A 12,618-nucleotide genomic window follows, 5' to 3' on the forward strand; every position below is an offset into this window, starting at 1 on the left:
TCGCCTTATCTGTCTCTGTCTTCAATAACGACAGATTTTTCTTCGTGGAATTTCGAAATCATGAAGACGCCGCCCTCTTCCTGGTAATCGAGATCCTTCTTCGTTTCGCCCTCGGAGATATCCGTACCCTTCGGCACTTCGTGGCCCAGGCGTGCAAAACGTGTCGTATCGTAGCGGTTGACTTCCGCCGGGTCGCGCAGCTCCGGCCCGATGATGTCGCGGTACTCTTTGCCGAAGATCTTGTCGACTTCGTACCATGCGGCAAACTCGTCGCCCTGCAGCGGGTAGGTCTTGCGCAGCGGCCAGCCTTCCCAGTCGTCCGGCATGAGGATGCGTTTGGGGAACGGGTGGTTGTTCAGTTTAATGCCGAACATGTCGAACATCTCGCGCTCGCTCCAGTCGGCACTGCGGAAGAGCTTCTCGACGCTGTTGACCGCTTCGTTCTCATCGATGAACATCTTGATGCGGAGGCGTTTGCGCTTGGACATGCTGAGCATCTGGTAGAAGACCTCGAACTGCCCTTTTTCCGCGAGCCAGTCGATGGCGCTCAGCTCGGAGAGCTGCGTGTAGCCCAGCTCGTCGCGCAGGAGTTCCAGGACGCCGTAGTTATCCTCAGACTTGATGTAAACGACCATCTGCTCGACCTGGATGTAGGCCTCGCTGACATCGAATTTCGCTTTGATCGCTGCGAGGTCCGCCGCGAAGATCTCGTCTTCGCTGACGTCGGTTTTCGCGACCTGCGGTGCGACCCAGTAGCGGTCCGTATAGTAAGGTTTAGCCTGTACGTCGTCTTTCGGGGTATAGCGTCTCATTACAGCAGCCTTTTCGGTTTCTGGGCTTTGATCGCCTTTTCGCTGCGGATCTTCTTCTGCAGCATCAGGACCGCGTACTGCAGGGTCTCCGGACGCGGGGCACAGCCCGGCAGGTAGAGGTCGACCGGAATAACACGGTCACACCCCTGCACGGTGGCGTAGGTATTGAACATCCCGCCCGTATTCGCGCAGGAGCCCATGGAGATAACCCATTTGGGTTCCGTCATCTGGTCGTACAGACGGCGAATAAACTCGGCATGCTTCTTCGTCAGCGTTCCCGCGACGATCATGACTTCCGACTGGCGCGGCGACGCGCGGAAGATCGTACCGAAACGGTCGAAGTCGTAACGGGAAGCCCCCGAAGCCATCATCTCGATCCCGCAGCAGGCCAGACCGTATGTCAGGGCCCAAAGCGAGTTCGAGCGCCCCCAGTTGACCACCTTGTCGACGGTCGTCAGTGCGACGGGAAGCCCGCCGTCTTGCATGAAATTTACTTGATGTTGTGCCATTCAAGTGCTCCTTTCTTCCAAGCGTACACGAAACCGATGGCCAGCAGCAGGATGAAAAGCATCATCTCCGCAAAACCGAACCAACCGAGCAGTTTGAAGTCGATTGCCCACGGGAACATGAAAACGATCTCCACGTCAAACAGCAAGAACAGCAGCGCGAACAGGTAAAACTGCGGCGAGATTCTGTTGGGCTGTTTGGTCACTTCCGGTCCACACTCGTAGATGGAAAGTTTGATCTTTTCCGTATCTTTTGCCGCCATAGCGCGGCTGGCCCATCGTGCCAGAACCGTCGTGCCGTAGAAGGCGCCGAAGGTCAGCACGAAGAGGATAAAGACCCCGAAATAGGGGTGAGCAACATCTACATGTTCCATGCATCTTACCTTTTTTAGTGGTATCAGACCGGGGAAATCCCAGAATTTCGGGGCTTTCTCCAGGCGAGATTCAATATAAAAACAGTTGATAGCAATATAGCGAAAAGGTCATTAAAACCCCTAAATTCGGCCTTCCCAATTGGGGAGCATGTCACCGATGGAAACAGGTCAAAAATGAGGGTGCAGGAGGCGTTGTTTCATTTTGTAGCAAAGAAAAGCAGGGGGTTGCTGAAATATTCACCCCTGGAGGAATCCCATCGCTTTTTCGGTATCGAAGGTACCCCGTTTCTCTTTTTCGATCTCCTCGACGAAGGCTTCCAGGGTAAAAAGCGGCTCCTCCATCGTCGCGACGTTGAAGGCGGTATTCTTGATCACGAGGCTGATCTGCCCGCCGCTCAGGTCGTACCCGGCGAGTTTCTCGATGTCGAAATCCGCGGCATAGGGCGCTTTTACGGGAAGCATCTTCTCCCACAGCGTGCGGCGCTGTTCGCGGTCGGGGCGTTTGAACTCGATCTTGTAGTTGAAACGGCGCGAGAAGGCGCTGTCGATGTTCTCGAGCAGGTTCGTCGTCGCGATCAGGATCCCCTTGAACGCCTCGATCTGCTCGAGGAAGATGTTCTGCATCTGGTTGTGCATCTGCTCGGCGCTGCTGCCCGTCCCGGAGGAGCGCGCGCTCAGGAACTGGTCGGCCTCGTTGAGCAGCAGCACCGGTTCCGTCTTCGTCTTCTCCGTCAGCTCTTTATAGGTATCGAAGATCTTCCGGACGTTCTTCTCGCTCTCGCCCACGTACATGGAGAGAATCTTCGAACAGTCGAAGCTGAGCACCTGCCGCTTCAGAGACTTGGAGAGCGAGTAGGCCGTCATCGTCTTGCCGGTGCCGGGAGGGCCGTAAAAGATGATACGCGCGTCGACACCCTGTTTTTTGCTCTTGACACCCCACTCCACGAGCCGCTGTACGACCCGCTTGTCCATCTGGTGCATCAGGTTGTCAAGCACCCGCCGCGTCGAAGGGTTGAGCACGACGTCATCGAGGGATGTCGTGGGGTCCACCAGTTCGAAGATCTCCTGCTCCTTGATAAGCATGTCGAGTTTGAGCTTGTGCACCTTCTTCTTTTTCTGGGGATGCATGATGTTCTGCAGCACCTCGTCGACGATGTAGAAAGCGCGGGCGATCCCGCCGAAGGGGTTGAGCATCTCCTCGTAGTCGATGATCTCCTCGGTCAGCAGCTTGGAGCCCTCTTCGAGGAGGGAGCGGTTGCGGATACGGTCGTACTCGTCGCTGCTGATCAGGTCGATCAGCGCCGTCATTTCACGCAGGGAGTTGTCCCCGGCGCTGTACTCCTCTTTGAGCAGGGCCAGGAAGATCACCTCCTCCTTGCCTTCGAGTTCGCTGGTACGGATGTACTTCTCCAGGGCGATCTCCGACGTCGTCTGGGCGATCCGCTCCCCGATCCGTTTCTCCAGGATCTCCAGCTTGTTCTGCAGACGGTGGATGGAGAGCGACTGTTCATTTCCCTGGTGGCGGACGGTACTGATCTTCTGGTAGAGCTCGATGCGGAAGAACTGGTCCTGAAGGTACTCCAGGTGATCTTCGTAGGGTTTGATCTCCGGCAGCGTCATCTCCAGCGACCCCAGCTCCAGCAGCCGCAGGAACGGGGTGCTGAGCGCCACCGACGTATTGAGCAGTTCCAGGTTGCACGCCTCGCTGACTTTCAGCGGCGTGAAGCTCTGCTGGGCGATCCAGCCGAGCTCCAGCAGGTTCTTGATCTGATCAAGGTGGGCAAGAAAACCGTACTCCTCCTCCCCGAAAAGCTCCTGCAGCAGCTCCAGCACCCCGCTGTCCTCCTGCCCGGTAATATAGCGGCGCGCCATCGCCTGAAGGATCTTTGCCTCTTCAACACCGCACTTGAGCTGGGCGAAGATGGTGCTTTGCTCCACCTCCCCGCGTTCAACGAACTCCACCAGATATTTCACTTCAGTCACTTCCTTTGTATTGCTCGGGGCCTAGAAACGGTACTCCGCACCCAGTGTCACCAGGATGGCGGCCGTATTCTTGAAGATCCCGTCGATTTCATTGTCATTGACGGTGCCGTCGATTCTGCGGTCCTCTTTACGGTCATAGAGGAGCCCGCCGCCGAAGTTCCACGCCTCGTCCAGACGATAGCGCGCCCCGGCGGAGAAGATGATCGCATCGGCGTCGGGGAGCTCGAAATTGAGCGTCTTCTCCGGCACCGGGGTCTCGTCGATCGCGATACCCGCCATCAGCGTCCATTCGTCAAGCCCCTGCGTCACGCCCAGGCGGTAGACGTTCGTATCCTTCCAGTTCTTCGGGATCGGGTCGTCAAAATACATGGCCAGTGCCCCGATATCGGTGTCGTAATCGAAATCGAGGTCCTTGAAGACAGACCAGTAATCTTTTTCGTACATGAATTCGACCGTCGTCGACTGCGCCGTTCCCTCATTGAAGGTGTACGCCGCAGCCACCTGCAGCACCGCCGGCAGCGGCAGGCCGACCGAACCGCCCACATCGTAAAGCAGCGTACCGTTGTAGGCGCCGTCATCGGGGAAGTAGAGTTTTGCATCCCCTTCGATATCGAATTCAACGCTGCTGCGGTAGGTTGCCGCCAGTTTCAGCGCCGGTGTCGGACGGTAGCTCAGTGCCAGATTGTACCCGAACGCGAACCCGTCGCCCGCCATATCCCGTGAGCCGATGGAGCCGCTTTTGACAACGCCCTGCACGTAGAGCGCCCGCAGGCCGCCCCCGACGGAGAGCTCCGGCGTAATGCGGTAGGCCACCGTCGGATTGAACTCGATGGTCTGCACGGTCACTTCCCATGCGTAGCTTCGCGCCGGCTGGTCGTTCCAGCGTTTGGAGAGGCCGCCGGGAGAGAGCATGGAAGCACCGAAGCGCCAGTCGCCGAAAGCCGGGGAGACGTAATGCAGCGTCGGGACGAGAAAGTGCTCGGGCTCCGCATCGGAGCCGCTCGTATCCGTCCCGACAACCCCGGCCTGCGGCGCGGACCCGTTGAAATGCACCCCGGTCAGCCCGATATAGGTCAGGGCCGCCTCCGCCTTCTGCGCGGCATCGCCGAAGACCATGTTCGCCGGGTTGTAATAGGTGGCATCCGCCCCGTTGGCATTGGCGGCATAGGCCGCAGCCAGTGCCAGGCTGTTGATTGAGTTTTCGGGGATGCGGTATCCCCCGGCCGTCAATGCCGTAGCCGCCGTCGCCAGCAGAAGCGCTCTCTTCATCTATCTCTCTCCTGATCCACAGAGTCTATCTATAGGCTTATGGTATCCAATTGACGCCTAGAATTGTCATAATACCGTGGCGTGCCGCCATCAATCGTGGGTAGCTGTTCCGATACGTTTAATCTCATTTTATAGCGATCTCCTCTATAGTAACAGCTGCACTAACAACGAAGAGAGGGAATGACCTATGGGAAGCTTGCGTCTTCATCCGTTTTACAGCGCCGCGGCGCTGCTGCTCGCCGCGGCGGGCGCACACGGTGCCGGGTTCGGCATCATCGAGAATTCAGCCTCAGGCATGGGTGTGGCCTATGCTTCGGGCGGGGCGGCAGGCGAGGATGCCTCGACCGTCTGGTTCAACCCCGCCTCGATGACCCTGCTGAAGGGCCAGAACGTCGTCGGGGCGATCAACGCCATCTTCCCGACGGCCGATTTCAGTAACACCGGTTCCACCTTTGCCGACGGCAGCGCTCTCGGCGGTCCCGATGCGAACAGCAACACCCCGGCCGTGATCCCGACCTTTTACTACAGCGGCCAGGTCAGTGAGCAGCTCTTCGCCGGGATCAGCATCAACGCCCCCTTCGGGCTGGTGACAAAGTATGACGACGACTGGATCGGACGCTACCACGCCGTCGAATCGGACCTCAAAACCGTCAACATCAACCCTGCAGTCGCCTACCGGATCGACGAACATTGGAGCGTCGGCGCCGGGGTCAGCCTCCAGCTGCTCGACATTACCCTCACCAGCGCCGTCGACTTCGGTGCCCTGCTCGGGAGCCCCGGCAGCGCGGACGGATTTGCAAACCTGACCGGCGACAATTACAACGACCTGGCCTTCGGCTGGAACGTCGGGGTACTCTACAATGTCGATGAACATACCCGGATTGCCCTCGCCTACCGTTCCGCTATCGACCAGCATGTCGAGGGCGACGCCGACTTCCGCGTCCCCGCGGCGGCCGCCCCCATCGTCAGTACCGGCGCTTTTACCGATACGACCCTCAGCGCCGACGTCACCCTGCCGGCCTCCGCCTCGCTGAGCCTCTTTCACAGTTTCGGGGTCCTTGACCTGATGGCCGACGTCACCTGGACGCAGTGGAGCACATTCGAAGAGCTTCGTATCAAGTACGACAACCCGGCCCAGCCCGATTCCGTCACGACAGAGGATTACCAGGATCAGTGGCGTGTCGCAATCGGCGAGCGCATTCATGTCAGCGAGAAGCTCGTACTCCGGACGGGGATCGCCTATGACCAGAAGGCCGTCAAGAACCGTTACCGCCGTACCCCGCGCATCCCGGACAACGACCGTTTCTGGCTTTCGCTGGGTGCGGGGTATGCCGTAAACGGCATGCTCAGCATCGACGCGGCCTACAGCCACCTCTTCGTCGCAACCACGAAGATCGAGAATACCTTTGAATCCGGTCTTCCGGAACTCAACCACACCCTCAAGGGAACCTACAATTCCAGCGTAGACATCCTCAGCGCCCAGCTGAGCATGAAATTTTAGGAGGCCACCATGCGCTATCATCACCTTACCCTCACCGCGGCCGCCGCGGTACTGGCACTGACGTTCGGCGGCTGTAACGGCGACAAAAGCACGGACCTGCAGGACAGCCTGAACGGCAACACGGTTGACGATCTCATCGCCGGCTATACCCTGTTCGACCCGACGACGGGAACGATCCCCTATCCCAACAACATCCTGTTCGCCCCCAACAGCAGTTCGACGAACGATTACGACTTCGGCCAGACGCTCAACATCCCCTACGAGCCCACGGACGCCGACGCCAACGTCAAGCGCCAGCTCAATACCCTGACGGGCTTCTCGACGACCATGCCGATTACCGCGCCGATCAGCGACGGGGTAACGCTCGACGCCACCTCCCTGCCCGTCGGCGTGCAGCTCTACAAGGTCGACGTCAATGCCAGCGGCTATGTGACCGACATCAACGCGACCCTTCAGTACGGTGTCGATTTTGCCGTCGCCCAGAGCGGCAGCAAGGTCGCCATCGTGCCGATGAAACCGCTGGAGCCGCTGACGAACTACATGGCCGTCCTCACCAATGACCTTAACGACAGCGAGGGCCGCATCCTCGCCCCGGACTATGCGACGGCCCTGACCCTCTCACCGAACCCGGTCGAGGCCGGCGGCGCCCTGGACGAAGCGACGGCCGCCGCGCTCGAAGCGATCCGCCAGGGCAACCAGGCCATGCTCTACGCCCTGGCCATGACCGGCAAGGACCCGACCAAAACGGTGCAGGTCTGGACCTTCCGTACCCAGATGATCGGTGCCGTGCAAAACAGCATCGCCCTGTATGCGCAAAACGACACCAACGCCGCCCTGGCGATCCAGGATGTCAATGTCACGACCAAAGCCCTTTTCGCACAACTGGGGATGGATACCAGCCTGATGTCGGGCAGCGCCGAGATCTATGCCGGGACCCTCTCCAACCTCCCGCAATATATGCCGCAGGGATCGCCGATGAACCCCCTGCCTATCCTGGCAGGTGAGTTCAGCTACAGCGCACCGTTTACGCCGATTATCGAAGCCAACGTCACCGTACCGGTCGTCGCGACGGTTCCGAGTGCGGCGTCGGGATGTACGAAACCCGCAGCCGGCTGGCCGGTCGTGATCTACCAGCACGGCATCACCCGCGTGCGTACCGACCTCTTTGTCTACGGTGAAACGCTGGCCTCGGCCTGCTACGTCGGTGTCGCCATCGACCTTCCCCTGCACGGTGTCACGGAGTCCAATACGACGCTCAACCCCTTTTACATGGGAGCGCTGGAGCGCACCTTCAACGTGGACCTGGTCACGGAGAACCCCTACGGCACCGTTACAGGTTATGCCCCCGACGGCGTGATCGACTCGACGGGGATCCACTTCATGAACCTCGCCAACGTCACAACCACAAGGGACAATCTGCAGCAGACGACTTCAGACCTCATCGAACTGACGAACAGCATCGCATCTGCCGTCGTTTTTGAGCTGAATGCGACGCTCTCGAACCTCGACGGTTCGCGCATCAGTTTCCTCTCCCACTCCCTGGGTAACATCGCCTCCATCGGCTACCTCAACCAGACCGATGCGCTGCAAAGCGCCGTCATGATGATGCCCGGTCAGCAGATGATCCCCTTCCTGATCAACTCGCCCGTCTTTGCACCGGAGATCAATGCAGGCCTGGCCGTCTACGGCATCATGCCGGGTACGGAAGAATACGCGGCCTTTATGCTCGCGACGCAGACCATGATCGACGATGCGGACCCGGCGAACTACGCGGCAGGCATCGGTGCAGCCAACACCTTCCCTATCCTCGAAATGCAGGCGATCGGCGACGGCACCGAGGGGAGCGGCGACCAGCATATCCCGGCCGTCGTAGCGGGTTACCCGCTGGCCGGCGGCAGCCCTTTCATCGCCTTTACGCAGGCGAAAGATCTCAACACCAGCGCCCTGCTTCCGGGCAACATCTACCTGCCCGATACGAGCAGGACCGTCACCCGGGTCACCGAAGGCGAGCACCGCTCCCCGCTTGACCCGCAGTACAGCCTCGACGCCTTTTTCGAGTACCACACCGAGCTGATCTCTTTCATCTACAGCAACGGTACGGCGATCCAGGTCAACAACCCTGCGATCATCAAGTAGCAGCGGCCGCCTGGCCGTGCTAAGTGCTAAGTGCTAAGTGCTAAGTGCTAAGTGCTAAGTGCTAAGTGCTAAGTGCTAAGTGCTAAGTGCTAAGTGAAGGATGTCGGGTTCCGCTTCTTCTGTCAAGTCCGAAACGGTATTTAGCGTGTCAGGCGGATTTGTGATGAATGGAAGCTCCCGCAAGCGGCAGCCTTTCGCACTTTCTTCTTTCGGGTTCGGTTTCTTCTTTGTGCGAACAAAGAAGAAAGGGAACAAAACCTCATGCTTCTTCAAACAAATAGAATGGCAATAAAACATCCTGTTCATTCTTTTCTTTTTACCAAGAAAAGAACTAAAAGAAAATCGTCGTTGCGCGAATCGCTCGCTGCTCCCGGCTCTTTGCCTCCGCAGCGGCTTTCACGGCACGCTTAACGACAGGGTGCCTATTGATTCATGCGCTTCGATAAATCGAAGCTAGTAAAAGGAAGAGAGCTTCGACACGTCGAAGCGCATCAATAAAATAGACCCTTGGGCCTTGGGCGTGATCCTTATAAGCCATCCCGGAGGCATAATGAGCGATTCGCGATTTGCGCTACTTTTTCTAAAAAAGTGGCAAAGGAGGTATAGGGAGAATGACACTGACGATTGACGTCAGCGCTCTTCCAGGGAATAAAGCAGCTTGATCTCCTCCGCCCAGATCGTCTCGTCGATCGTCTCGAGGATGAGCGGAATATCGTCCATGCGCGGGTCGTTCATAATGCAGCGGAACGCCTCAAGCCCGATCTTGCCTTTGCCGATACTGTCGTGGCGGTCGACATGGCTGCCGAGATCCGGCTTGGAGTCGTTGAGGTGCATCCCGCGCAGGTATTTGAAGCCGACGATGTTCTCGAACTCCGCCATGGAGACGTCATAGGCCTCCTTGGTGCGGATGTCGTAGCCCGCCGTGAACATGTGGCAGGTGTCGATGCAGACGCCGACGCGGGACTTGTCCTCGACCTTGTCGATGATGTGGGCGAGGTGCTCGAACTTCCAGCCGAGATTGCTCCCCTGTCCCGCCGTATTCTCCAGCACGAGCGTCACACCGCTGGTCACGTCGAGTGTCCGGTTCATACTCTCGGCGATCCGGTCCAGGCACGCCTCTTCGCTGATCTGCTTGAGGTGCGAACCCGGGTGGAAATTGAGCCGGTCAAGCCCCAGCTGCATACAGCGCTCGACTTCATCGACGAAGGCGTCGAAGGATTTCTGGCGCTTCTCCTCTTCAGGGTGGCCCAGGTTGATCAGGTATGAGTCGTGCGGCAGCACGTGCTTGGGCGCGATCCCGCTCTCGTCGAGCAGGCGCTTGAAAGTGTCAATCGTCTCCGTATCCAGCGCTTTCGCGTTCCATTGGCGCTGATTCTTGGTAAAGAGAGCGAAGGCCTGCGCCCCGATCGCCTCGGCATTCGTAATAGCGTTGTAAACCCCGCCCGAGGCCGACGTATGTGCACCGACAAATTTATTGCTCATGATAAAAATTCCTGTTTTTGGGCAGAAGCATAACCAATCACGCGTTAAACCAGACGAAAGGGGTGCAGGTAGTATCAGGGGCTAAGTGCCATTGGTGATATCTCAATAACTAATTAAGAAACGGCACGCTTCGGGAACCGAAGCGCATCAATAAAATAGACCCTTGGGCCTTGAGCGCGATCCTTATAAGCCATCCCGGAGGCATAAAGCCGGGAGGGATGAGCGATTCGCGAAAGGCCGCTTTTTGCGCTACTTTTTCTAAAAAAGTGGCATGAACATTCTTCTCTATCTTTTCTTTTTACAAAGAAAAGAAACAAAAGAAAATCGTCGTTGCGCGAATCGCACGCCCTTCTCGGCTTTATGCCTTCAGGACGGCTTTCAAGGCACGCTTAACGACAGGTCGCCTATCGATTTTATGCGCTTCGGGAACCGAAGCTCACAGCACTGTTGGTTTACTGCAACCGTTTGAACTTGATCAGGATCCCGTGCTCGAAATCTTTGAAATAGATCTGCTCCGGCGTGACCCTGTAGACGATCCCCCCGATGTTCTGTTCAAAGCCCGCGTCGGTATGCACAAGATTCTTGCGCTCCATGATCGCCTCGCCGCGCAGCAGGTGATAGAAGAGGTCGTCGGGGTAGTCGGCGCTGAGGTATTTGGCATTGAAAGCCGACTTGGAAAGACACCCCTCGCCCTCCGTACAGACCAGGGTTTCAACCTGAAGCCGCAGGATGCGCTGGCCCGCCTCGAAGACTTCCAGCTCCGCCACGCCGTCGCCCTTGCGGATATAGCCCGTGTCGGCAAAGCGCCACTGCGGCGTTTTGAACACGACGACGTAGGCCTCCGTCTCCGGGGGTTTTTTCATGGTGCAGCCGCCGAAGAGGACGGCCACAAGCGCGGCGAAAAGCCACGACCGCAACGTTGTCATGCTCATCTGATCCTTCTCGTCGTCCAGTAGTGCCGTTTCCAGTAGGGTTTATCCATGCTCGAGATCATCACCCCGTACCTGGTGGAAACATGCATGAACTTCCCCGACTCAAGATAGATACCGACATGGCGGTCCCGCCCGCTCGTACGGAAAAAGACGAGGTCCCCGGCCTGCAGCTCCTGCCTGTCCACGGCACTGCCGCAGTTAGCCTGCTGCCGGGTTGTCCGGGGCAGTGCGATGCCGAAAAGGTCCCGGTAGGCGCGCTGCACGAACGCGGAACAGTCCATCCCCCGGGGCCCGGTGCCCCCGTAGCGGTAGGGGGTATGGTGCCACTGCTCCTGGAACGGGTAGAGCTTGGAGAGGATCGGATCCTCTGCCAGAGGTTGCGGTTGCGAGGTTGTCTCCCCCCCCTGCAGCAGCCATACCTCTTCTGTCGGCGGTAAGGCCGCAAAGGTCCTGTCGGCGACGTGGAGAACCGGAGCCGGGAGCGGCCTGCGGTCGGCATAGCGTGTGGAACAGCCGGCGAGCAGCAGTATTGCGATGCCCAGCCCTCCCAGTTGCCGCACTGTGCCACGCCTCATCCTTGCACCGCCCTGTCAGCCCATCGGGTAGAGGATATCGGCATGCACCGCGTCGCAGGCCGCCATCACCTCTGAAGAGAGGGTCAGCTCCATGGCCGCGAGCGACGCGTCGAGCTGCTCGGGACGGGTCGCCCCGATGATCGTCGAGGCGACAAAGTCGTGCTGCTTGCTCCAGGCCGCCGCCATCGTTACCGGGTCCAGCCCCGCGTCGGCGGCGATCTTGAGGTAGCGCTGCGTAGAAGCCAGGGTCTTGTCGTTGACAAAGCGTGCAGCCATTAGGCGCTGGCGGGCGTTGGGAGATTTGAAATAATCCGCAAAACGCCCTTCGTCTATCTTGGCCTGGTTGTATTTGCCGCTGAGGACCCCGCCGCCCAGCGGCGAGTACGGCAGCAGGGAGATCTGCTCACGCTCGCAGAGGGTGGAGAGCTCATCCATGAAACGGCGGTTGAGCAGGGAGAAGTTGTTTTGGATCGACTCGAACCGCGCCAGCCCCCTGTAGTGGCTGGCGGCCAGGGCCTTCGCCGTCCCGTAGGCCGTGTCGTTGGAGGTACCGATGTAGCGCACCTTGCCGCTCTGTACCAGGCGGTCGAAAGCCTCCATCGTCTCCTCGACGGGCACGACGGTATCGGGCCAGTGCATCTGGTAGAGGTCGATATAGTCCGTCCCCAGCCGCTTCAACGAGCCTTCGACCGCCCGTTCGATATGAAAGCGGTCCATGGCCGTCAGCCCGTGGCGCACGGGGGGCACGAACCAGCCCGAGGCCGCCCCGGCGACTTTGGTGGCCAGAATGATGCTCTCCCGCGGTTTGGTTTTGAGCCAGCGGCCGACGATCTCCTCGGTCTGCCCCGCCAGGTCGCTGCGCGGCGGGACCGGGTAGAGCTCGGCGGTATCATAGAAGTTCACCCCCGCCGCATACGCCTTGTCCATGATGGCGAAGGCGCTCTTCTCGTCGCACTGCCCGGGGAAGGTCATCGTCCCCAGACAGATGGGGCTGACCCGCAGGCCGCTTCGGCCGATATAGCGGTATTGCATCTTTTTTCCTCCTAAA

At 58.8% G+C, this 12,618-nt stretch carries 11 protein-coding genes; 2 read left to right on the forward strand and 9 right to left on the reverse strand.

Annotation, left to right across the window (positions count from 1 at the left end; all coding sequences use genetic code 11):
• Window positions 1–5 precede the first annotated feature (5 nt).
• The 5 genes from WCX49_RS11475 to WCX49_RS11495 form a co-directional block, all read right to left on the reverse strand.
• On the reverse strand, window positions 6–812 hold the full coding sequence (locus WCX49_RS11475; protein WP_345985219.1) for an NADH-quinone oxidoreductase subunit C: 807 nt from the start codon (window positions 810–812) through the stop codon (window positions 6–8).
• A complete protein-coding gene (locus WCX49_RS11480; RefSeq protein ID WP_345985220.1) occupies window positions 812–1,321 on the reverse strand; it encodes an NADH-quinone oxidoreductase subunit B family protein in 510 nt (169 codons plus the stop codon). The genes WCX49_RS11475 and WCX49_RS11480 overlap by 1 nt, the downstream gene beginning before the upstream one ends.
• Window positions 1,303–1,692, reverse strand: a complete 390-nt coding sequence (locus tag WCX49_RS11485) for an NAD(P)H-quinone oxidoreductase subunit 3 (RefSeq protein ID WP_345985221.1) — start codon at window positions 1,690–1,692, stop codon at window positions 1,303–1,305. Before WCX49_RS11485 ends, WCX49_RS11480 begins: the two co-directional genes overlap by 19 nt.
• A gap of 237 nt (window positions 1,693–1,929) precedes the next feature.
• Entirely contained in the window at window positions 1,930–3,666 is a 1,737-nt protein-coding gene (locus WCX49_RS11490) for an ATP-binding protein (RefSeq protein ID WP_345985222.1), read from the reverse strand.
• 30 nt (window positions 3,667–3,696) lie between these two features.
• Complete coding sequence (locus WCX49_RS11495) at window positions 3,697–4,944, reverse strand: outer membrane protein transport protein (RefSeq protein WP_345985223.1); 1,248 nt, start codon at window positions 4,942–4,944, stop codon at window positions 3,697–3,699.
• Between the two features lie 187 nt (window positions 4,945–5,131).
• On the opposite strand from WCX49_RS11495, the gene WCX49_RS11500 reads away from it, so the two are divergent.
• Both WCX49_RS11500 and WCX49_RS11505 read left to right on the forward strand, forming a co-directional pair.
• A complete protein-coding gene (locus WCX49_RS11500) occupies window positions 5,132–6,445 on the forward strand; it encodes an outer membrane protein transport protein (RefSeq protein WP_345985224.1) in 1,314 nt (437 codons plus the stop codon).
• A 9-nt stretch (window positions 6,446–6,454) separates the two neighbouring features.
• A complete protein-coding gene (locus WCX49_RS11505) occupies window positions 6,455–8,581 on the forward strand; it encodes a hypothetical protein (protein WP_345985225.1) in 2,127 nt (708 codons plus the stop codon).
• A gap of 630 nt (window positions 8,582–9,211) precedes the next feature.
• Here WCX49_RS11505 and nfo read toward each other — a convergent pair.
• From nfo to WCX49_RS11525, 4 genes are all read right to left on the reverse strand, one after another.
• Window positions 9,212–10,063 carry a deoxyribonuclease IV gene (gene nfo / locus WCX49_RS11510; RefSeq protein ID WP_345985226.1) on the reverse strand — a complete coding sequence of 284 codons (852 nt, stop codon included), beginning with the start codon at window positions 10,061–10,063 and terminating at the stop codon, window positions 9,212–9,214.
• Between the two features lie 452 nt (window positions 10,064–10,515).
• Entirely contained in the window at window positions 10,516–10,989 is a 474-nt protein-coding gene (locus WCX49_RS11515; RefSeq protein WP_345985227.1) for a hypothetical protein, read from the reverse strand.
• Window positions 10,990–10,991: 2 nt separating this feature from the next.
• Entirely contained in the window at window positions 10,992–11,555 is a 564-nt protein-coding gene (locus tag WCX49_RS11520) for an NlpC/P60 family protein (RefSeq protein WP_345985228.1), read from the reverse strand.
• Between the two features lie 30 nt (window positions 11,556–11,585).
• On the reverse strand, window positions 11,586–12,602 hold the full coding sequence (locus WCX49_RS11525; RefSeq protein WP_345985229.1) for an aldo/keto reductase: 1,017 nt from the start codon (window positions 12,600–12,602) through the stop codon (window positions 11,586–11,588).
• Between the last annotated feature and the right edge of the window lie 16 nt (window positions 12,603–12,618).

The sequence above is a fragment of the Sulfurimonas sp. HSL-1656 genome, assembly GCF_039645585.1.
In the GTDB taxonomy this organism is placed as follows: Bacteria; Campylobacterota; Campylobacteria; order Campylobacterales; family Sulfurimonadaceae; genus Thiomicrolovo; species Thiomicrolovo subterrani.

Coding starts and splice junctions, on each gene's coding strand:
- WCX49_RS11480 (WP_345985220.1), bottom strand. CDS start 1,321: ATGGCACAACATCAAGTAAATTTCATGCAAGACGGCGGGCTTCCCGTC.
- WCX49_RS11500 (WP_345985224.1), top strand. CDS start 5,132: ATGGGAAGCTTGCGTCTTCATCCGTTTTACAGCGCCGCGGCGCTGCTG.
- WCX49_RS11485 (WP_345985221.1), bottom strand. CDS start 1,692: ATGGAACATGTAGATGTTGCTCACCCCTATTTCGGGGTCTTTATCCTC.
- WCX49_RS11495 (WP_345985223.1), bottom strand. CDS start 4,944: ATGAAGAGAGCGCTTCTGCTGGCGACGGCGGCTACGGCATTGACGGCC.
- WCX49_RS11505 (WP_345985225.1), top strand. CDS start 6,455: ATGCGCTATCATCACCTTACCCTCACCGCGGCCGCCGCGGTACTGGCA.
- WCX49_RS11525 (WP_345985229.1), bottom strand. CDS start 12,602: ATGCAATACCGCTATATCGGCCGAAGCGGCCTGCGGGTCAGCCCCATC.
- WCX49_RS11515 (WP_345985227.1), bottom strand. CDS start 10,989: ATGACAACGTTGCGGTCGTGGCTTTTCGCCGCGCTTGTGGCCGTCCTC.
- WCX49_RS11475 (WP_345985219.1), bottom strand. CDS start 812: ATGAGACGCTATACCCCGAAAGACGACGTACAGGCTAAACCTTACTAT.
- nfo (WP_345985226.1), bottom strand. CDS start 10,063: ATGAGCAATAAATTTGTCGGTGCACATACGTCGGCCTCGGGCGGGGTT.